Here is a 20,399-nt window from a genome sequence, read left to right on the forward strand (position 1 = left end):
AGGATTTTCGCTTTCTTTTCTCGAAAGTAACCGATATCTTCTTCATCCGAAAGGAGCCTGCTTATGTCTGATACGCCAAAGACAGGTCCTACCAAACAGTCCGTTGATGCCTTTTTGGCACAAGTCGAACCGCCACTACGTCAAGCAGATGGTATCACGTTACGTCAGTTCTTCGAAAATGTCACGGGATTCGAAGCCGTCATTTGGGGGTCTTCCTTGATTGGTTTTGGTTCCTACCATTACCGCTATGCCTCCGGTCGCGAGGGCGACAGCTTTTATGTGGGGTTTTCTCCGCGCAAGACGAACCTCGTCCTTTACCTCGCGCTTGGTGAAGACGATGTATCGGAACGACTGCTTGCTAGTCTCGGTACGTATCGACGCGGTAAGTCCTGTCTCTACGTAAAACGACTGACTGACATCGATTTAGACGTTCTTCGGGAAATGATTGAGCACTCGATCCGCACGTTACGAGACATGTACCCTTCTTGATTTCAATCAAAAACAGCCGAAGCAGATTCGCTCCGGCTGTTTTTTTGAAATTAATGTCCGCCTTCCGTCCGATCGATATGGCGGATGTGTTTGAGATTGACCCCGATGATGATGACGGATAAGAGGACAAAGCCACTTCCGACATAAATGGTAGGTTTGCGTTGAAGATTTCAGCCAATTTCCCGGCCATGAATGGCGCGATGGCTGCCCCGAGAAAACGTAGGAAACTGTATGCCGCAGATGCTGTCGAACGTTCGACAGGTGCTGCGTCCATGACAGCTGTCGTGATGAGCGTGTTGTTATTCCCAAGCACGGCTCCCGCCAAGATGACACAGACGATGACGACGGCTGGTGTTTCCGTGAAGATCCCCATTAATAGAAGCAAGATTGCGAATGTGATCAACATCATGACCATCGCTTTGATTGTTCCGAACCATTGTTTCAGTTTCGGAGCCGTTAAGACCGATGTGATCGCAAGCAACATTCCCCAGCCGAGGAAGACGAATCCGAGTCCTTGCGCTGGTAATTTCATGACGAATGGCGCATAGGCCATGATCGTAAAGAACCCCACGTTATAAAGCGCTGCAACGATTCCGAGTGTCAAGAGCGAACGATGCTTCATCGCTTGGAACGGTGCTTTTAACGATAACTTCTGTTTCGGTGCAGCAGATGCTGCTGGTTTTGGCATCAAGAAGAGCAAAACGAGGAACGCGATAACCATGATTGTCGCAACACCCATGAACGGGGCGCGCCATGTGATTGAACCGAGCGTTCCACCTAACAATGGTCCAATCGAAATCCCAAGACCAACGGCTGCTTCATATAAAATGATCGCTTTGGCTGTTCCGCCTGACGATAAGGAAACAATCGCAGCGAGTGCAGTTGCGACGAATAAGGCGTTCCCTAGTCCCCAACCACCGCGTAACGCGACGAGCGTCCAGATGCTGTCTGCTTGTGAAGCAAAACCAGCAACGGTTGCGATGACGGCGATTCCGAGCATCAACGTTCCTTTTTGACCAATCCGTGATGAGATAGCGCCTGTAATCAACATCGCGAATGCCATGACGGCGTTATAACTTGTAAATAAGAGCGTTACTTCACTTTTTGACGCTTCTAAATTTTCGGCAATCGTCGGTAAGACCGGATTGACGAGCCCCATTCCCATGAATGCTGTGATACTGGCGAAAAAGACTGCCCAGACAGCAACTGGTTGATGGAATAATCCATGTTTGCTCTCTGCTAATACCGTTTCCGGCTCAAGCGTCGTTGTTTTTTCAGCAAGTGCCATAGTGTCCCTTCTTTCTATTGGATGTGTTACATGAACTGTTTAAACGAATGGCGGATGACGTCGCCTCGACTAATGATCCCAACAAGCCGTCCTGCTTTAAGGATTGGAAGCTTTTTGATCCGTTTTGCGCCGAGCGTTGCTGCAATCTCTTCCATTTCTGTGTCAGCGTCCGCAGTTACGACTTTTCGGCGTGCCAGTTCCATGACAGGTCGATTCAAGATATGACGAATCCGGTCTTCATAATCTTCTTCGTCTCCTTTGATGACATCTACATATAAGAATGTATCGACGATGATGTCCTTGTGTTTTCCAATCGCGCGCATGATATCTCCATCACTGATATACCCAACGACCTCCTGATCGGCATTGATGACAGGAACGCCGCTAATACCAGATTGAATGAATCGTTCGATGACCGTCCGAATCAGATCTGTATCGTTTACCGTGATGACCTCTTGTTTCATCGACTCATAAGCTTTCATCTGAATTCTCCTTTGTCGTTCGTTTCTCATACGAAAAAGTTGTATGATACAATTAAAAGAACAAAAATGATTGTATAATACAACTACAACTCTGTCAAGCCTCCTGCTTTTCGCATTGACAGCTTATCCACATTGGGTAATCATGAGGGACAGAGAGACTTTTTTGAAAGGGGAGATACCCGATGTCTCAACAAGCACTCGAAACCATTGAATTGGAGTTAGCAATCCTGATCCGGCGCTTGACGACAGCGACGGCAGACAATCGCAATTTAGATCGTGCTTCCTACCTCTTACTGCGACAACTAGCGGATTCCGGCAACGTCGGTGTCAAAACACTTGCCCGTGAACTTCAGCTTGATGTCTCGACCGTCAGCCGCCAAGCTGCAGCGCTCGATCAGAAGCAACTTGTGGAAAAAGTAAAAGATCCGACAGATGGTCGTGCCTTCTTCTATCATATTACGGATAAAGGACAAGAAGAGCTCACGATTTACCGGACAGCGCGCCTCGCGAGCATCGAACGTCTCCTGACGGATTGGCCATCGGACGATGCCGAAGATTTTGGACGTCTATTGCAACAATTCAACCGTGCCTTGCGCGAGCGGTAACGAAATCACACCATTTAAAGGAACGGACGCGAAATCAATCGATTTCGCGTCCGTTTTTTCGTCATTCTTCATGATGTATGAGAAACCTGACAAACCAAACGAATTTGTGCGATGTGTTCAGGTGACGTTCGGCAACAACCACCGATCAATCGTGCCCCTGCCTCATACCATGTCTTCGCGACGGTTTGGAACGACGTACACTGATTCGTACCCGACCATGTTTTTGCGACCGGATCATAAACCTCACCGGAGTTCGGATAGACGATGATTGGCACGTCCGTCAACGCCTTGACGTGACGAATAAAGTCGGTCGCGTAAGATGCCGGAAAACAATTTGCACCGATTGCTGCGAGCTGTGGATGTTGTCCGACCGTTTCAATACACGTCGCAAGTGCCGTTCCTTCACTAATGTGTGTCGCATCTTGAAGCGAGAACGTCAGCCAAGCGGACACTTCCGGATACGCTTCGAGAATCCGGAACAACACGACAGCTTCCTCGAGCGACGGAATCGTCTCAAATGCCAGCAGATCAGCCCCCGCTTCAATCAATGCTTCGATCCGTGGTCTGTGGAAGGCTTCTAGCACATCTGCTGACACTCCATAATGACCGCGATACTCAGAACCATCTGCTAAGTAGGCACCATAAGGACCCACTGATCCTGCGATTAATGCGTCACTCTTTCCGCTACGCGTGCGTGCGTTTTGCGCCAAGGTGACCGTTTGTCGAATCAGCGACTGTGCTTCCTCTGTCGTGATATGACGTTGCTTGAACCCTTCGATACTTGCTTGATAGCTTGAAGTGATGGCAACATCGGCACCTACTTCAAAGTAGTCACGATGGACGTGTTCGATCTGTTCCGGTGCTTCGATTAAGAGACGTGCTGACCAAAGCGGGTCGTTCAGGTCGAATCCCTTCTGTTCAAGTTCGGTTGCAAGGGCACCATCTAAAATGAGAAAGGGAACTTCCTGTAATCGTTGATCAACTGGATTTTTGATTCGGGACATCTTCAACACTCCGTTTCTGAGAAGAATTCGTGAACGCATGAACGACATAACAGATCACGATGAATGGAATACCACAGTACAAGGCAATTCGTTGTGTCGGATCAAATCCGATACCAATCAAGGAAATCAAACAAACGACGAAAGCGGCGATCGGTACGAATGGAAAGAGTGGTGTGCGATAGACCAATTCGTCGACCGTATGCCCTTCACGAAGAAATTGCTTCCGGAAGCGATACTGGGCAACGCTGATACTCATCCAAACGACGACGACAGCAAGACCGGAAATCGAGACGAGCGCGATATAAACACTTCCTGCTGCATAGATGCTAGACAGCAAGGCAAGTCCTCCGCCAAGCATGCTGAACAATACGGCTCGAAGTGGAACCCCACTTGGCGTCACCTGGGCGAAGAATCGTGAAATCATGCGTTCGTTCGCAAGCGACCAGAGCATCCGAGAGGCGGCGTAAAGTCCAGAGTTCGCTGCCGACAAGATCGCTGTCAAAATGACGAAGTTCATCACGTCTGCTGCGTAGGGAATTCCGATTCGTTCAAACACGGCGACGAACGGACTTTCGAGTACACCTTTCCCATCCGTTGGTAATAAGACGGCTAACACGATGATCGTACCGACGAAGAAGAGGACGAGTCGCAAGATTGTCGTCCGGATCGCAAGCGGAATCGTCCGTTTCGGATCGACTGCTTCACCCGCTGCGACACCGATCAATTCCGTTCCCGAGTAAGCAAAGTTCACGGCAAGCATCGTCATGAAGATGACGAAAGCGCCATTTGGGAACAACCCGCCTTCGGTTAACGAAGAAAAGAATGGAGCCGGGCTACCATCTTGCAGTGGAATGAAGCCGACGATTGCTCCCGCACCGAGTAAAATGAAAGCAATGATCGTCACGACCTTAATGGCGGAAAACCAAAACTCGACTTCAGCAAACACGCGAACCTTCAAGACGTTGATAACGAGGATCATCGCAGCGAACAATGCGCTGAACACCCATACAGGAATCGACGGGAACCAACGTTGCATCAAAATGCCTGCTGCCGTGAATTCTGAACCAAGGGCGACCGTCCACGTCAGCCAGTAGAGCCAGGCCACTGTATAACCGGTGCCGGGTCCGATGTACTTCGTTGCGTACTTATGGAATGATCCGGTTTCCGGCATGTGCACGGCGAGTTCACCGAGACTTAACATGACTAAGTAAACGACGACGGCCCCAATCAAATACGATAAAATCGTTCCGACGCGTCCTGCTTGTTCCAACGTATAACCTGTACTTAAAAATAATCCTGTTCCAATGACACCACCTAACGACAGCATGATCAGATGACGTGATTCCATCTTGCGTCGAAATGCTCCGCTCGTTTTCATGAATCCATTTCCTCCTCGTTCCACCTATTTCAAACAAAAAACGCATCCTCACGGATGCGTCGGTCGACAATTCGGAAATCTTATCGATCGGGTGCAGCACCCGCAGGAATTAGCACAGTATCTTTCGACCTGTTGCTGAGGTTTCATAGGGCCAGTCCCTCCACCTCTCTGGATAAGTATGTAATTGTTCCTAACCCTATCAAGTCTTTTTCAAATTGTCAACACAATTCAGAATACTCCTATCAAAAAAACATTCCGCATCGTATCGATCCGGAATGTTTGGAGGTTTATTTTTTGGCGAATAAATCCGCTGTTTTCAAGGCTGCACGAACCGCTTTCCGATTCAATGTTCCTTGCTGGTGCTTCATTTTCTTCGTTTGGGCAGCCAATTGCGCTTTGAGCGCCGCAATCTCTTGATCCTTTTGAGCCGTTCCTGTTTGTTTCTGCAATGCTTTGATTTTCTTATCTTTTTCAGCTAATTGTGCTTTTGTTTGTTTTTGCGCATCCGCAATCTTCTTCTCTTGTTCCGGGAAGAACCGTTCAAAACGAGCGACTGCTTCCTCAAGACTTACGCCAGAGATCGGTTGGACTGGTGGGAGCAACTCGGTTTGCGCCATTTGACGGTCAAACGGTACATTCTCAGGATAGTTCGTCTCTTGGTAGATATGCTCAAGATTGTTCACGTTCAAGAAGTCAACGAAGTTGTCGAAGTTACGCGCTTGAACACGTGCCGGACTTTGGAAGTCAGCGCTTGCTACGACGTCGGATAATTGTGTATCCGCTGTGATGTCGTTCGCCCAAATGTGCGTCAACTGATGGTAATCCGTCAATTCGCGCATCCGTGCATCTTTTGGAATGAGGATACTCGGCGTACCTGCAAGCGTTGCTGTGATGTTTCCGTGCAAGCGTGCACCAAAACTAAGGTCTGCTTGTCCGATGAAATCGAACCATGTCTGTGCGTTCAAGAAGAAACGAACCCGATCATTCATGTAAGCAGGATCCGACATTTTCACCGGATAGTTCGTCACTGAAAGATCTGCGATCGGGTGCGTCCCTGTATACGTCAACTTCAGTTCCTTCATCCACTGGGGAATGAAGTAATGATTTGGATACTCTTCCATCCCACGTGTAATGAAATCGAGGACGTTTTGTGGAGCTAAACGTGACGAGTTGACCGTAATCATCGACTCAGGTGTGATGTTCGTTTCACGGATGTGCAAGTCGCGACCGAACGCGTACATCGAAGGACATCCGATGACGCGATGATCGATCCCTTCGCGGAAACCAAGACGTGTTAAGTATTTCGACGTAATCTCCCCGCGAAGACCCAGCATGCTCGAGCGCTCGAGAACGGCACTGACGAATGCTTTGACATCTTCATCGAATGGGAATCCACCATCTAAGTCTGGTTCAAACGGTGCACGTAACCCTACACCGATGACGACGACTGGAATCTTTAATTTTTTGATGAGACGTGTATATTTCCGTAACGTCGGTACGAATTCTTTTCGGAATGCGTCCGCTAACGGAATGACATAAAGGTCAAAGTTGGCATTGATTTCGTCTGCCCGTTCTTCGTCGTAATAGTAATAGTCAGGTGTGATCGTCGTACCTTCTGTCATCAACGTCCGAAAGATACTGTATTGATAGATAAGATTTCCAACGTTTCCTCCAATGGAATTATGTTTCATCAAATAAGGAGCATCGAACTGTTCGAATGGTGTCATACCTGCACGAATAATAATACGTTTCATAATGGATAAACTTCCCCTCTCGTCTGCTTCATTCGTCCTTGCAAGAAAAAATACGGAAAAATATATTATCAGTTTTTTTCAATCTCATTAAGAATAGATGAACTTTATTTCGGAAGTCAACGATTCCTAAGGGAAACAGGTCTTTCGTCATCAAAACGAAACATTTGCACCACTCCATCATTTTTCTAAAATAGAAAAATGTGACTATCTAATCGTTTCGAGATACATGCGTAGATTCGCTTCGACTAATTTCAAGGCATACATCTGATCAGTCGTAGCAGGCTTCAATAATGCACTGAAAAAATGTTCCACTTCGACGGGCTGACCCTTTTCCATGTCCCGTAACATCGATGATTTCATCGTATCTTCCATTGCATGCATCTGCTTCAGTAAGACCGCTTCTACATCGTCATTAAAGACTGCGCCTTGTTCTTCCATCGCCTGTTTCGCTTCCGCCATGACGTCTAGGATCATTTGACGTCCAACAGCTTCTTTCCGAATCGGACCGATTGCTGAGCGAAATAGCGTCGTCACGCCCGCGAATGTCGAAATGAAGAGATACTTTTGCCACATGTCATCCATGATATGCATCGAATACTTCATTGGTGCCTTCGCTTTCGCAAAACACGCTGCGATTTTCTCTAGACGCGCTGTTGGTTTACCGGTTCGTGAACCAAATAGCAGCCGATGCGACGGGCTTGTCTGTACAATGCGCCCTTCTGCATCAAGCGTCGACTCAATAAAGCAAAGACCACCCAAAACTCGATCTTCTCCAAAGACTTCTGTTAACCGTCGAATGTGCTGCATGCCGTTCAACAAAGGAATGATATACGTCTCGCTCGAAACGAATGGCGCGATGTCCTGTAGGACGTCATCTAAGTGATAGGCTTTCGTTGAAAGCAAGATGACATCAAATGCACGATCCGGTCGCATGTCTCGTGTTATCAACTGAGGCGTAATCGTCATATCGCCATGAGGACTAGTGATGTGTAGTCCTGTTTTTTGTAGTTGTTCATATCGATTCGAACGGACGAGGAATGTCACCTGCTCCCCTTGCTCAGCAAGACGACCTCCGAAATAGCCTCCAACTGCCCCTGCACCTACAACTAACATGTTCATATGTACTATCTCCTCCTTACCCGTTCTGTGCGTTGCTTACTCCTTCACCCTAACATATTTGGAACCGATTTCCTGATTTCTGCGTAGATCGATCCGTTTTAAGTTAAGCGTTTGCATTTTAGAAAAAAACGTATATACTAACTTGTATACAAGTATACTCACTTTAGAAATCAGGTGATTCCATGTCAGAAATGTTATACCCCTTGAAGTGGTTATCAAAAGCCTCCGCCGGAGATCGTGTCGCACACGAGCTACGGATGCGCATCATTTCAGGAAGGATTGAAAGCGGTACCATCTTATCTGAGAACAAATTAGCCTCTGATTTTTCAGTCAGTCGCTCGCCTGTCCGTGATGCGTTAAAGGTCCTTGCATCCGAACAATTGATCCGTCTCGAGCGGATGGGAGCGGTCGTCGTCGGTTTGTCTGAGCGCGACATTCAGGAAATCTATGATGTCCGGCTACTTATCGAAACGTTCGTCTTCGAACGACTCGTCAAAATCGAACGGGCAGAACTCGTCCGGGAACTCAGTAAGATTCTCGAAATGATGAAGGTTGCCATCAAATACAAGGATGCCGATGAATTCTCCTTCCAAGATGTACTGTTTCATGAAACAATCATCCGCTCGATTGATCATGGATATGTCAGCATGATTTGGCAAAATCTCAAACCGGTCATGGAAAGTTTCATCCTCCTATCGATGCGGGTACGATTCGAGGAAGACATCGAAGACTTCGAACGCATCCTCGCGAACCACGCCTTGTACATCGAAGCGATCGAGACGGGCGACCGTGAACGGATGGTTGCTTCCTTACATCAGAACTTTGATGACGTCCAGGAAGTCGAAGATCTCTGGAAAACGCAACAAATGATGTCGAAAGGAGTCGATTCACATGACTGAATATATGTTAGGCGTCGATATCGGAACGACGAGTACGAAAGCGGTCTTATTTACGACAAAAGGAGAGGTCATCGGACAAACGAACGTCGGTTACCCGCTCCATACACCAAATCGCTCGACGGCGGAGCAGGATCCGGAAGAAATTTTCGATGCTGTACTCGAATCAATCCGCTTGATCACGAAACGTCATCCGAGCATGCCACCAAAGTTCGTCGCGTTCAGTAGTGCCATGCACAGCTTGATCGCAATGGACGCACAACATCAACCATTGACTGCCTGCATCACGTGGGCGGACAGCCGGAGTGAAGCATGGTCGAACAAGATCAAGGAACAGTATGGTCTATCGATCTATCACCGGACCGGAACACCAATTCATCCGATGTCACCGCTCAGCAAAATCAGTTGGCTCGTCGAAGATCGTCCGGAGCTCCACGCTCAAACGAAAAAATATGTCGGGATCAAGGAGTTCGTGTTCCAAAGATTGTTCGGTAGATATGTCATCGACCACTCTCTCGCTTCAGCGACCGGTCTCTTCAACATTCATGAATTAGGCTGGGATACGGGCGCGTTACACGTCGCAGGGATCGATGCAAGCTACTTATCGGAACCCGTACCGACGACGACGACATGTACCGGACTGAATGCTGATTACGCACGACAAATGGGACTCTCCGTCGATACGCCGTTCCTAGTCGGTGCCAGTGACGGTGTTCTTTCTAACTTAGGTGTCAACGCGATTCGCAAAGGGGAAATTGCGATCACGATCGGAACGAGCGGTGCCATCCGAACGATCATTGATCGTCCGCAGACCGATGAAAAGGGACGGACGTTCTGTTACGCGCTGACCGAGGACCACTGGGTCATCGGCGGACCTGTCAATAATGGTGGAATGGTCTTACGGTGGATCCGAGACGAACTCGCTTCAGCCGAAGTCGAGACAGCAAAACGCCTTGGCATCGATCCGTACGCTGTTTTGACGAAGATTGCCGAACGCGTCCGTCCTGGATCCGACGGGCTATTGTTCCATCCTTACTTGTCCGGTGAACGAGCACCGCTCTGGAATCCGGATGTCAGCGGTTCGTTCTTCGGTTTGACGCTTTCGCATAAAAAAGAGCATATGATCCGGGCGGCACTAGAAGGCGTCATCTACAATCTCTATACCGTCTTCCTCGCCCTAATCGAGTGCATGGACGGTCCCGTGACACGGATTCAGGCGACGGGTGGGTTTGCCCGGTCCGAAGTCTGGCGCCAAATGATGGCGGACATCTTTGAATCAGAAGTCGTCATTCCGGAAAGTTTTGAAAGTTCATGTCTTGGTGCTTGTATTCTCGGACTGTATGCGACAGGGGAAGTCGATTCGTTCGAAGTCGTCTCTGAGATGATCGGGGAAACGCATCGCCATGTACCAAATGAAGAAGCGATGCATGAATATCGTCAGCTCTTACCAATTTTCATTAGTCTAGCGCGGACATTGTCTGAGGATCACAAACGAATCGCTACGTATCAACGGAGCTTGATTCAAGAAGAAAACTAACTTAATCTTTTGGGGGAAGTCATCATGCCTTTAGTCATCGTAGGAATTGGGATCGTCGCGTTGCTCGTTCTCATCATGGGGTTGAAATTAAATACGTTCGTCTCACTCATCATCGTTTCCTTTGGCGTTGCACTACTACTCGGCATGCCGCTCGATCAAATCGTCAAGACGATCGAAGCCGGTATCGGAGGAACGCTTGGTCACTTGGCACTGATCTTTGGTCTCGGTGCCATGCTTGGAAAGCTGATTGCTGACGCCGGGGGGGCGCAGCGAATCGCCATGACGCTTGTCGCCCGATTCGGGGAAAAGAACATCCAGTGGGCGGTTGTCGTCGCTTCGTTCATCATCGGGATCGCCCTCTTCTTCGAAGTCGGACTCGTTTTGTTGATTCCAATCGTCTTTGCGATTTCACGTCAGCTCCGTGTCTCGATTCTATATCTCGGATCCCGATGGTCGCTGCCCTATCCGTCACGCACGGCTTCTTACCACCTCACCCGGGTCCGACCGTCATCGCTGGTGAGTATAAAGCCAATATCGGGGAAGTCTTATTGTATGGTTTCATCGTTGCTGTTCCGACCGTCATCATCGCTGGTCCTATTTTTACAAAAATCGCGAAACGACTCGTACCTGAATCGTTTACACGGACAGGAAACATCGCGTCACTCGGAGAACAAAAAGAATTTGATCTAGAAGAGACACCAGGCTTCGGCATCAGTGTCTTCACGGCGATGCTACCGGTTCTTTTGATGTCGGTCGCAACGATCTTCACGCTCTTACAAGAAACACTCGGTTGGGGTGAAAACAGTGTCATCTCGGCGATTGAATTCATCGGGAACGCCTCAACGGCGATGTTGATTTCATTACTCGTCGCGGTCTACACGATGGGGATCGCGCGTAAGATTCCGATGCAAACGGTCATGGAATCTTGTACGACGGCAATCGCCCAAATCGGGATGATGCTATTGATCATCGGCGGTGGCGGTGCCTTTAAACAAGTCTTGATTGACGGCGGTGTTGGGACGTTCGTCGCGCAATTATTTGAAGGATCAGCGTTATCTCCGATTCTACTTGCTTGGTTGATTGCTGCGATTCTCCGGATCTCACTTGGTTCCGCGACAGTCGCTGCCCTATCAACGGCAGGTCTCGTCATTCCGTTACTGGAGCAATCCGACGTCAACTTAGCGCTCGTCGTTCTCGCGACTGGTGCAGGTAGTCTGATCGCTTCACACGTCAATGATGCAGGCTTCTGGATGTTTAAAGAGTATTTCGGATTATCATTAAAAGAAACGTTTGCGACATGGACTGTGCTTGAGACGATCATTTCCGTTTGTGGACTTGGGTTCGTTCTTCTCCTCAGCCTCGTCGTCTAAGAAAAGGAGTCGTTCTACTTATGCAACATTCTATCGGAGTCATCGGGCTTGGCGTCATGGGACGCAACCTGGCACTGAATATGGCGAGTCATCAAGAAGAAGTCGCCATCTATAACTACACACGTGATTTAACGGACGATCTCGTCGCACATGATGAGGGACTACCTCTTCATCCGTACTATGACATTGAAGCATTCGTTCAATCACTCGCTCGCCCACGTAAAATCTTCATGATGGTCACGGCTGGTAGCGCGATTGATTCAGTCATCGAATCGTTGCTTCCGCATCTCGAAACAGGCGATATCATCATGGATGGTGGGAACTCTCACTTCCTCGATACAGAGCGTCGTTTCGACGAGTTACAACGCCACGGGATCGAGTACATCGGTGTCGGTGTATCGGGTGGTGAAGTCGGTGCGCGGACCGGTCCTGCGATCATGCCGGGTGGATCGAAAGAAGCTTACGAACATGTCGCACCGATCTTGACGAAGATCGCCGCTCACGTCGAAGGAGATCCATGTTGTGTCTATATTGGTCCAAAAGGCGCTGGTCACTTCGTTAAGATGGTCCATAACGGCATCGAGTATGCAGACATGCAACTGATTGCTGAAGCGTATAGCTTCCTCCGTTTCCGTCTCGGACTCGACGTCAAGGAAGTCGCGGACATCTTCGCTGAGTGGAACGCGGGTGAACTGAAAAGTTACTTGATTGAGATCACAGCGGATATCCTCCGAAAAACGGATGACGAGACAGGGCAACCGTTGATTGATGTCATTCTCGATCAAGCCGGTCAAAAAGGAACCGGAAAATGGACGAGCCTGCAAGCCATTGATAATGGGATCGCCTCTTCAATCATTACAGAAGCTCTGTTCGCGCGTTATCTTTCAGCTATTAAAGAAGAACGCGTCGCAGCGTCTACTGTCTTAAAGGGACCAGAAGACTTGTCGACGCTTGAGCGAGACGCGTGGGTCGAACGAATTCGTCAAGCGCTTTATATGGGGAAAGTTGCCGCATACGCGCAAGGCTTCACCCAGTACCGGACGTCGTCTGAGTTGTATGACTGGAACTTACGCCTTGAAGAGATCGCTTTGATTTTCCGTGGTGGATGTATCATCCGGGCAGACTTCTTGAACGTCATCAGTGAAGCATTCAAAAATGATGCGAACCTCTCGAACTTGATGCTCGCCCCGTTCTTCGCTGAGAAAGTACAGGCGTATCAAGAATCGTTACGTCACGTCGTTGCCGAGGGTGCGTTATCTGGTTTTGCACTCCCATCTCTATCGACGTCACTGACGTATTACGATAGCTACCGGACAGCGAATTCGAATGCCAACATGTTGCAAGCACAACGCGATTATTTTGGTGCTCATACGTATGCCCGGACAGACCGCGAAGGGATCTTCCACACGGACTGGCAATAAAGAAAACAGCTCCCGACTCCTGTTTCATTTAGGAGTCGGGATTTCTTTTTTTGTTCACACAATCTTTCCTGAAATAAGAAATTGCCGATTATACCTTGACAAAAGTGTTGGTCTATATGAAATTAGTATTAGATTAGAATTATTCTAGTGTGATAAATACAGATTGTTTGTATGCACTAGAACAGATTCTAAAAATAGAACCCTTGAGGAGGATTTTTATCATGTCTTTAATCGGAAGTGAAGTAAAACCATTCAGTGCATCAGCATTCCACAACGGAGAATTCGTTGACCTAACGGATGCTAACCTTCGCGGTAAATGGAGTGTCGTATGTTTCTACCCTGCAGACTTTACATTCGTTTGCCCGACAGAACTCGAAGATCTCCAAAATCAATACGAAACTCTCAAAGCGCTTGACGTTGAAGTTTACTCTGTTTCAACAGATACGCATTTCACACATAAAGCATGGCACGAAACATCAGAAACAATCGGTAAAATCGAGTACGTCATGATCGGTGACCCATCACACGTCATCTCACGTAACTTCGAAGTCTTGAACGAACAAGATGGTCTTGCTGACCGCGGTACGTTCATCATCGACCCAGACGGCGTCATCCAAACAGTTGAGATCAACGCAGGCGGTATCGGTCGCGATGCAAGCACGCTCGTCAACAAAATCAAAGCAGCACAATACGTACGTAACAATCCAGGCGAAGTCTGCCCAGCGAAATGGGAAGAAGGCTCTGCAACACTCACACCAAGCCTTGACCTCGTCGGAAAAATTTAAGGAGCGGATTCGCGATGGCTTTAGCACCAGACATTAAAGCACAACTCGCGCAATACCTCGAGCTTCTCGAAGGCGATCTCGTCCTAGCGGTTAGCGCTGGGACAGACGCCGTCTCGCTTGAGATGAGCGCACTCGTCGAAGAGATCGCAAGCATGACACCACGCATCTCCGTCGAGCAGGCAAGCCTTCCCCGGACACCAAGTTTCACAGTCAACCGTGTCGGTGAGACAAGCGGAATCACGTTCGCGGGAATCCCACTCGGTCATGAGTTCACGTCCCTCGTTCTCGCTCTGCTACAAGTCAGCGGTCGAGCACCGAAGGTCGATGCGGACGTCATCAAGCAGATTCAAGGCATTCAAGAAACGTACCACTTCGAGTCGTACATCAGCTTGAGCTGCCACAACTGCCCAGATGTCGTACAAGCATTGAACGTCATGAGCGTCCTCAACCCGAACATCAGTCACACGATGATTGATGGCGCGGCATTTAAGGAAGAAGTCGAACAAAAAGAAATCATGGCTGTTCCGACGGTCTTCGTCAACGGCGAAGCGTTTGGTAACGGACGGATGTCACTCGAAGAAATCTTGGCGAAGCTTGGCACAGGTGCCGATGCTTCTGATTTCGCTGATAAAGATCCATACGATGTCCTCGTCGTCGGTGGTGGTCCAGCTGGATCGAGTGCTGCCATCTATGCAGCCCGTAAAGGCATCCGGACAGGAATCGTCGCAGAGCGTTTCGGTGGACAAGTCATGGATACGATGAGCATCGAAAACTTCATCAGCATGAAGTACACGGAAGGACCAAAACTCGTCGCAAGTCTTGAGGAGCACGTCAAGGAGTATGGCATCGACGTCATGAACCTGCAACGAGCAACTCGTCTTGAGAAGAAGGACCTCCTTGAGCTCGAGCTTGAGAATGGTGCTGTCTTGAAGACGAAGAGTTTGATCCTTTCAACAGGTGCACGCTGGCGTAACGTTGGTGTCCCAGGTGAACTCGAATTCAAGAACAAAGGCGTCGCCTACTGCCCACACTGTGATGGCCCATTGTTCGAAGGAAAACGTGTCGCAGTCATCGGTGGCGGAAACTCAGGAATCGAAGCAGCAATCGATCTCGCAGGAATCGTCAAGCATGTCACGGTCCTTGAATTCGCACCGGAACTAAAAGCGGATGCTGTTCTTCAAGAACGCCTCGCTTCCCTTCCGAACGTCACGATCGTCGTCAACGCACAGACGAAGGAAATCACAGGAACGGATAAAGTGAACGGTATCACGTACATGGAGCGCGAAACGAACGTCGAACGTCACGTCGAGCTCGAAGGTGTCTTCGTACAGATCGGTCTCGTACCGAACACGGACTGGCTTGGTGAAACGGTGAGCCGTAACAAGTTCGGTGAAGTCCAAGTCGATCGCCACGGCGCAACGAACGTACCAGGCGTTTTCGCAGCAGGAGACTGCACGGATAGCGCGTATAAACAGATCATCATCTCGATGGGATCTGGTGCAACAGCTGCACTGGGTGCTTTCGATCACTTGATCCGGAATTAAACGAAAAGAGCGAAACTCAAACGAGTTTCGCTCTTTTTCTATTTCAATAGTAGATTTCACCAACGGATGAACAATGAAACTCTTTTGTGATGTGGTGCTTTGTTAAGATGCCTTGCTTCGCGTATGTACCACTGACCGTTACGACCATCGTTTGTCCTGCATCGATTCGGGTACCATCGAATCCTTTCTGTGTCCAAATGCCATCATTGATGCCCTGAGACGTCATCGAAAAGACATCAGAGAACCATTGTCGCTCACTTCGCTCCAAAAGTTCCGTTTCGAAATTTCCCGTGATACGAACTTCTTTTCCACCTTGTGTACGTTCAAGTGCTCGTTGACCATCTCCATAAATACTCAGTTGGACATGCAACGGCTTTAACCGTTTGACTACTCGTTCCTGAAAACGTTCCGGCGAAATCCAGTCCTCGTCTGCGAATTGATTTGCTGCAAGCAATGTGACGTCCGCATTTTCCTGTGTCCGATTTATTTTCTCCACGATTTTTTCATATGCTGCGTAATAACGTTGATGTTGTGTCGTCTGGTCCTTTGCCTCCGATATGACTGGTGACAACGAAGCAAGTATGACAACGGCTGTCGCGATTTGATATTTCATTGACTTCCCCTTCCTTTCGCTGTTCATTGTACGAAAAAAACGAGGAATAGATTTGAAAACGACAACCGTTTTGGAGATTTTTTCATTTAAGACTGTATGAATAGATTAAACTCTTTTGGAATTAAGAACGAATGACGACTTTTTAGTCAATCTGACCCCTATAAATAATTCAAAGTTGACACTTTTGACTAGTCCAGGCATCTGATAGATTGAAGATATCTTAAAATCTATCATAAAGAAGGTTAGCCACATGCAAAAAGTAGCACCGTATTCTAGCACTCGTACCCGCCAGCTCGTCATCACTGCGATGTCAATCGCACTTGTTCTTGTTGCGACACTATTCATCAATATCAAATTGCCAATCGCTTCAAGCGGTGGTCTCGTTCATATGGGAACAGCAATGCTCTTTCTCATCGCGATTTTATTCGGTCCACGGACAGCACTGATTGCCGGAGCAATCGGTATGGGATTATTTGATCTTATCAGTGGATGGACACTCTGGGCTCCATTTACAATCATAGCTCGAGGACTCCAAGGATATATTGTCGGGCGTATCGCCTGGTCTTCGCGATACAAAGGAGACAACCCTGGCTTAAATATTTTTGCAATGATTGTTTCTGCTCCTGTCATGCTTGCTGTTTACTATGTTTGTGAAGGTATTCTTTACAGCAACTGGGTCGCACCAGTCGCTTCAATTCCAGGAAACATCACACAAAACGTCGTCGGAATCCTCGTTGCGATTCCAGTCGGGATTGCACTGAAGAAAACGCGTTTCTTCCGTAACTTCCGCTAAATCCAAAAAACCGTCCGGCTCCTCGTAGAGTCGGACGGTTTTCGTTTAGCGAATCGGTTGACCTTGTTCGAGTTCGAGCGTTTTTGCTGTTTCGGCATGAATCTGTTCGAACAGCTCCGGATGTTCAACGAGTGAGATCCCGTAAGACGGAATCATCTCCTTGATTTTTGCTTCCCACGCTGGTAATTCGGATGGGAAACATTTCGCGAGCACTTCGAGCATGACCGGTACCGCTGTTGAGGCACCTGGAGACGCCCCGAGTAAGGCAGCGACAGATCCGTCGGCTGCACTGACGACTTCTGTTCCGAACTGGAGTGTCCCTTTTCCTTGTGGTGTATCCTTGATGACTTGGACACGTTGACCAGCGACGACGACATCCCAGTCTTCTGTCTTCGCATTCGGGATGAACTCTCGTAATTCGTTCATCCGTTGTTCCGTCGACAAGAGGACTTGTTCGATCAGATACTTCGTCAATCCCATCTCTTTAGCTCCCGCAGCAAGCATCGTCAAGACGTTGTTCGGTTTGACAGACGCGATCAAATCAAGATTTGATCCTGTCTTTAGGAACTTCGGTGAGAAGCCAGCAAACGGTCCGAAGAGGAGTGATTTCTTCCCATTGATGTATCGTGTATCTAAGTGCGGTACTGACATCGGCGGTGCTCCGACTTTCGCTTTTCCGTAGACTTTCGCATGGTGCTGTTCGATGATCTCAGGATTTTTACAAACGAGGAATAAACCACTGACCGGGAAACCACCGATTTGCTTCGATTCCTCGATGCCTGTTTTTTGGAGCAACGGTAGACTACCGCCGCCACCTCCTATGAAGACGAACTGCGCCGTATGATGCTCGATCCGGTGATCGCGCTCATTCTTCACTTTGACTTCCCAACCCCCGTCAACACGCTTCAAATCCTCGACACCATGCTGATAGTTGATCGCTACATCGTGTTGTGCGAGATATTCAAACAGGATTCGTGTCAACGCACCAAAGTTGACGTCCGTTCCTGAATCGATTTTTGTCGCAGCGATCGGCTCTGGTGACGTCCGACCGTTCATGATGAGTGGAATCCACTCGGCTAATTTCGCTGGATCCTCTGAATATTCCATTCCCGCAAACAACGGATTCGCTGATAGCGCTTCCAATCGTTTTTTCAGGAATTCGACGTTTTCCGTTCCTTCAACCATGCTCATATGTGGAATCGGCATGATGAATTCTTTCGGATTCGGCAAGACACCTTCCTTGACGAGATGCGACCAGAATTGACGTGACAGTTGGAACTGTTCGTTTACTTTGACCGCTTTACTGATATCGATCGAACCATCGGCATTTTCCGTCGTATAGTTCAGTTCGCATAGTGCGGCGTGACCTGTTCCTGCATTGTTCCACTCGTTCGAGCTCTCTTCCCCGGCACTCGCGAGTTTCTCGAATACCTTGATGTTGATCTCAGGCGCGAGTTCTTTTAACAAGACCCCTAACGTCGCGCTCATGACTCCGGCACCAATTAAAATAACGTCTGTTTTTTTAGGCATACTGCTCATGATATCCTTCCTATCCCCGTTGATATTATGGACTACCTGTCATGAAAAACTTCCCCCTCATGACGACAACTTACCTTTCCATTATAACCCTATCATAGCTTGCACAGAAAGGAACTTCTTTTACATTCAGAAATGTGTAAAAGCGACGATTCAGGTAAGAAGATTTTCGTCAGCCGGCACACAACCAGGCATGACTTTGACGAAAAACGGTAATCATATAACGAAAGTAAAAGGAGGAACGCTCATGGCGACACGCTGGATATTCGGCAATCAATTGAATCACGATCTCCCTTTATTGAAGGAAGCAAACAAACAAGACGACGTCATCCTGATGGTCGAAGCGACCTCGCGCTCCAAGTGGAAGACGTACCATAAACAAAAACTTGTCCTCGTCTTCTCAGCGATGCGACATTTTGCGGAAGAACTGCGCGAAAAAGGCTTCACCGTCGATTACCGGGAAGCCGATTCGTTTGATCAGGCATTTAAGGCACACCGGAAAGATCATGATCCGGATCATGTATTCTATACGGCGATCACGGACGAACCGATGCGAAAGGCGATGCACAAGTGGCAAGACGCTTTACCAAAGAAAATCAAGGTCGAGGTCTGTTCCGACGTGCCGTTGTTTTTACTGACACAGGAAGAAGCGGTCGAAGCAATCGGCGACAAGCCCTACAAGATGGACCGTTTTTATCGCAAACTGCGCAAGGAACGAAACGTTCTCATGAACGGCTCCAAACCGATTGGTGGAAAGTGGTCGTTTGACGCCGAGAACCGGAAACCGGCGAAGTCGGGGACGACGTTTCCGGATCCAATTCAGTTTCGTCCCGATCGCATCACAAAGGACGTCATCGACAAGGTCGAGCGTGATTTCTCTGATCATCCGGGAGCACTTGATTCCTTCCATTGGCCGGTCACGCGCAAGGAAGCGACGCGGGCTCTTCATCGTTTCATCGAAGAACGACTCGAGACGTTCGGAACGTATCAAGACGCCATGCTGACCGGCGAAGATACGTTATCGCATTCGCTCTTATCAGCAGCAATCAATCTCGGCTTGCTGACACCGGAAGAGGTCATTCGTCAAGTTGAAGCCGCCCTCGAAGATCAAGATGCTCCGCTCAATGCGGTCGAAGGTTTTATTCGACAAATCCTCGGCTGGCGCGAGTACATGCGTGCCGTCTACCTAGCCGAGATGCCAGACTATGCTTCCGTCAATGCGCTGCGTCATGAAGCGGATTTACCGGACTTTTTCTGGACCGGGAAGACGAACATGCACTGTGTCGCTGAATCGTTACGTCCTGTCGTCGAGCATGCCCATAATCACCATATCCAGCGCTTGATGGTGCTCGGGAACTTCGCTAATCTGTTTGCAATTTCGCCGCAACAGACGGCAGATTGGTTCAACGAGATGTACATCGATGCCTATGACTGGGTCGTCTTACCGAACGTCCTCGGGATGGCGCTTCATGCCGATGGCGGAATATTATCGACGAAACCGTACATCGCTTCGGCGAATTACATCCATAAGATGAGTGATTATTGCAAGGGATGTCCGTTTCATCAAAAGGATATGCTCGGAGAGGATGCCTGTCCGTTTAACGCCTTGTACTGGGACTTCATCGACCGGCATGAAAAACGCTTCGCTGATAATCAGCGGATGTCGATGATGTATCGGCAATGGGGAAAGCGCGATGCGGACAGCAAACGCGATATTCGCAAGAAAGCGAAAGCACTTCGGAAACAATTACAGGATGGTGCTTTCGATACACCATAAAACAAGCC

General features: G+C 48.6%; 16 protein-coding genes, 2 pseudogenes and 1 riboswitch. Of the genes and pseudogenes, 10 read left to right on the forward strand and 8 right to left on the reverse strand.

Annotated elements, in window-relative coordinates; genetic code table 11:
• The first annotated feature begins 63 nt into the window (after positions 1-63).
• Complete coding sequence (locus AC3B4V_RS13260; protein WP_488378681.1) at positions 64-489, forward strand: DUF1801 domain-containing protein; 426 nt, start codon at positions 64-66, stop codon at positions 487-489.
• A 50-nt stretch (positions 490-539) separates the two neighbouring features.
• On the opposite strand, the pseudogene AC3B4V_RS13265 reads toward AC3B4V_RS13260, so the two are convergent.
• Both AC3B4V_RS13265 and AC3B4V_RS13270 read right to left on the reverse strand, forming a co-directional pair.
• A pseudogene (locus AC3B4V_RS13265) lies at positions 540-1,777 on the reverse strand (MFS transporter).
• A gap of 26 nt (positions 1,778-1,803) precedes the next feature.
• Positions 1,804-2,259, reverse strand: coding sequence for a CBS domain-containing protein (locus AC3B4V_RS13270; RefSeq protein ID WP_133208459.1), 456 nt, complete (start codon positions 2,257-2,259; stop codon positions 1,804-1,806).
• 182 nt (positions 2,260-2,441) lie between these two features.
• Here AC3B4V_RS13270 and AC3B4V_RS13275 point away from each other — a divergent pair, with 182 nt between their 5' ends.
• On the forward strand, positions 2,442-2,864 hold the full coding sequence (locus AC3B4V_RS13275) for a MarR family winged helix-turn-helix transcriptional regulator (protein ID WP_035395500.1): 423 nt from the start codon (positions 2,442-2,444) through the stop codon (positions 2,862-2,864).
• Positions 2,865-2,932: 68 nt separating this feature from the next.
• Here AC3B4V_RS13275 and mmuM read toward each other — a convergent pair whose 3' ends face one another.
• The 4 genes from mmuM to AC3B4V_RS13295 all read right to left on the reverse strand — a co-directional run bounded on the left by mmuM (position 2,933) and on the right by AC3B4V_RS13295 (position 8,119).
• On the reverse strand, positions 2,933-3,868 hold the full coding sequence (gene mmuM, locus AC3B4V_RS13280; protein WP_488378682.1) for a homocysteine S-methyltransferase: 936 nt from the start codon (positions 3,866-3,868) through the stop codon (positions 2,933-2,935).
• Complete coding sequence (locus AC3B4V_RS13285; RefSeq protein WP_488378683.1) at positions 3,843-5,246, reverse strand: amino acid permease; 1,404 nt, start codon at positions 5,244-5,246, stop codon at positions 3,843-3,845. The genes mmuM and AC3B4V_RS13285 overlap by 26 nt, the downstream gene beginning before the upstream one ends.
• Positions 5,247-5,323: 77 nt before the next feature.
• Positions 5,324-5,425, reverse strand: a riboswitch (SAM riboswitch).
• A gap of 108 nt (positions 5,426-5,533) precedes the next feature.
• On the reverse strand, positions 5,534-7,000 hold the full coding sequence (locus AC3B4V_RS13290; RefSeq protein ID WP_064300751.1) for a polysaccharide pyruvyl transferase family protein: 1,467 nt from the start codon (positions 6,998-7,000) through the stop codon (positions 5,534-5,536).
• A 204-nt stretch (positions 7,001-7,204) separates the two neighbouring features.
• Positions 7,205-8,119 carry a ketopantoate reductase family protein gene (locus tag AC3B4V_RS13295; protein WP_488378684.1) on the reverse strand — a complete coding sequence of 305 codons (915 nt, stop codon included), beginning with the start codon at positions 8,117-8,119 and terminating at the stop codon, positions 7,205-7,207.
• Positions 8,120-8,301: 182 nt separating this feature from the next.
• Here AC3B4V_RS13295 and AC3B4V_RS13300 point away from each other — a divergent pair, with 182 nt between their 5' ends.
• The 6 genes and pseudogenes from AC3B4V_RS13300 to ahpF all read left to right on the forward strand — a co-directional run bounded on the left by AC3B4V_RS13300 (position 8,302) and on the right by ahpF (position 15,672).
• Positions 8,302-9,018, forward strand: coding sequence for a GntR family transcriptional regulator (locus AC3B4V_RS13300; RefSeq protein WP_064300753.1), 717 nt, complete (start codon positions 8,302-8,304; stop codon positions 9,016-9,018).
• Positions 9,011-10,552 carry a gluconokinase gene (gene gntK / locus AC3B4V_RS13305; protein ID WP_214806128.1) on the forward strand — a complete coding sequence of 514 codons (1,542 nt, stop codon included), beginning with the start codon at positions 9,011-9,013 and terminating at the stop codon, positions 10,550-10,552. The genes AC3B4V_RS13300 and gntK overlap by 8 nt, the downstream gene beginning before the upstream one ends.
• Positions 10,553-10,576: 24 nt before the next feature.
• Positions 10,577-11,922 (forward strand): annotated as a pseudogene (locus tag AC3B4V_RS13310) (GntP family permease).
• 20 nt (positions 11,923-11,942) lie between these two features.
• Positions 11,943-13,343 (forward strand): decarboxylating NADP(+)-dependent phosphogluconate dehydrogenase, encoded by a 1,401-nt coding sequence (gnd, locus tag AC3B4V_RS13315; protein ID WP_488378685.1) that lies wholly within the window; start codon positions 11,943-11,945, stop codon positions 13,341-13,343.
• A 221-nt stretch (positions 13,344-13,564) separates the two neighbouring features.
• Positions 13,565-14,128, forward strand: coding sequence for an alkyl hydroperoxide reductase subunit C (gene ahpC, locus AC3B4V_RS13320; RefSeq protein ID WP_023469815.1), 564 nt, complete (start codon positions 13,565-13,567; stop codon positions 14,126-14,128).
• A gap of 14 nt (positions 14,129-14,142) precedes the next feature.
• Positions 14,143-15,672, forward strand: a complete 1,530-nt coding sequence (gene ahpF / locus AC3B4V_RS13325; RefSeq protein WP_488378686.1) for an alkyl hydroperoxide reductase subunit F — start codon at positions 14,143-14,145, stop codon at positions 15,670-15,672.
• Between the two features lie 43 nt (positions 15,673-15,715).
• On the opposite strand, the gene AC3B4V_RS13330 is transcribed toward ahpF, so the two are convergent.
• Positions 15,716-16,285 (reverse strand): hypothetical protein, encoded by a 570-nt coding sequence (locus AC3B4V_RS13330; RefSeq protein ID WP_488378687.1) that lies wholly within the window; start codon positions 16,283-16,285, stop codon positions 15,716-15,718.
• A 250-nt stretch (positions 16,286-16,535) separates the two neighbouring features.
• On the opposite strand from AC3B4V_RS13330, the gene AC3B4V_RS13335 reads away from it, so the two are divergent.
• Positions 16,536-17,078, forward strand: a complete 543-nt coding sequence (locus AC3B4V_RS13335; protein ID WP_488378688.1) for an ECF transporter S component — start codon at positions 16,536-16,538, stop codon at positions 17,076-17,078.
• 45 nt (positions 17,079-17,123) lie between these two features.
• Here AC3B4V_RS13335 and AC3B4V_RS13340 read toward each other — a convergent pair whose 3' ends face one another.
• The gene (locus tag AC3B4V_RS13340) at positions 17,124-18,617 is read right to left on the reverse strand and encodes a malate:quinone oxidoreductase (RefSeq protein WP_488378689.1); all 1,494 of its coding nucleotides are present in this window, start codon (positions 18,615-18,617) and stop codon (positions 17,124-17,126) included.
• A 244-nt stretch (positions 18,618-18,861) separates the two neighbouring features.
• Between AC3B4V_RS13340 and AC3B4V_RS13345 the strand changes: the two genes are divergently transcribed.
• Positions 18,862-20,391, forward strand: coding sequence for a cryptochrome/photolyase family protein (locus AC3B4V_RS13345; RefSeq protein WP_488378690.1), 1,530 nt, complete (start codon positions 18,862-18,864; stop codon positions 20,389-20,391).
• Positions 20,392-20,399 lie beyond the last annotated feature (8 nt).

This window comes from Exiguobacterium sp. E17S, assembly GCF_057772545.1.

Coding starts and splice junctions, on each gene's coding strand:
- AC3B4V_RS13275 (WP_035395500.1), top strand. CDS start 2,442: ATGTCTCAACAAGCACTCGAAACCATTGAATTGGAGTTAGCAATCCTG.
- AC3B4V_RS13330 (WP_488378687.1), bottom strand. CDS start 16,285: ATGAAATATCAAATCGCGACAGCCGTTGTCATACTTGCTTCGTTGTCA.
- AC3B4V_RS13290 (WP_064300751.1), bottom strand. CDS start 7,000: ATGAAACGTATTATTATTCGTGCAGGTATGACACCATTCGAACAGTTC.
- AC3B4V_RS13295 (WP_488378684.1), bottom strand. CDS start 8,119: ATGAACATGTTAGTTGTAGGTGCAGGGGCAGTTGGAGGCTATTTCGGA.
- gnd (WP_488378685.1), top strand. CDS start 11,943: ATGCAACATTCTATCGGAGTCATCGGGCTTGGCGTCATGGGACGCAAC.
- AC3B4V_RS13270 (WP_133208459.1), bottom strand. CDS start 2,259: ATGAAAGCTTATGAGTCGATGAAACAAGAGGTCATCACGGTAAACGAT.
- AC3B4V_RS13260 (WP_488378681.1), top strand. CDS start 64: ATGTCTGATACGCCAAAGACAGGTCCTACCAAACAGTCCGTTGATGCC.
- AC3B4V_RS13300 (WP_064300753.1), top strand. CDS start 8,302: ATGTCAGAAATGTTATACCCCTTGAAGTGGTTATCAAAAGCCTCCGCC.
- mmuM (WP_488378682.1), bottom strand. CDS start 3,868: ATGTCCCGAATCAAAAATCCAGTTGATCAACGATTACAGGAAGTTCCC.
- AC3B4V_RS13285 (WP_488378683.1), bottom strand. CDS start 5,246: ATGAAAACGAGCGGAGCATTTCGACGCAAGATGGAATCACGTCATCTG.
- AC3B4V_RS13345 (WP_488378690.1), top strand. CDS start 18,862: ATGGCGACACGCTGGATATTCGGCAATCAATTGAATCACGATCTCCCT.
- AC3B4V_RS13335 (WP_488378688.1), top strand. CDS start 16,536: ATGCAAAAAGTAGCACCGTATTCTAGCACTCGTACCCGCCAGCTCGTC.
- AC3B4V_RS13340 (WP_488378689.1), bottom strand. CDS start 18,617: ATGAGCAGTATGCCTAAAAAAACAGACGTTATTTTAATTGGTGCCGGA.
- ahpC (WP_023469815.1), top strand. CDS start 13,565: ATGTCTTTAATCGGAAGTGAAGTAAAACCATTCAGTGCATCAGCATTC.
- gntK (WP_214806128.1), top strand. CDS start 9,011: ATGACTGAATATATGTTAGGCGTCGATATCGGAACGACGAGTACGAAA.
- ahpF (WP_488378686.1), top strand. CDS start 14,143: ATGGCTTTAGCACCAGACATTAAAGCACAACTCGCGCAATACCTCGAG.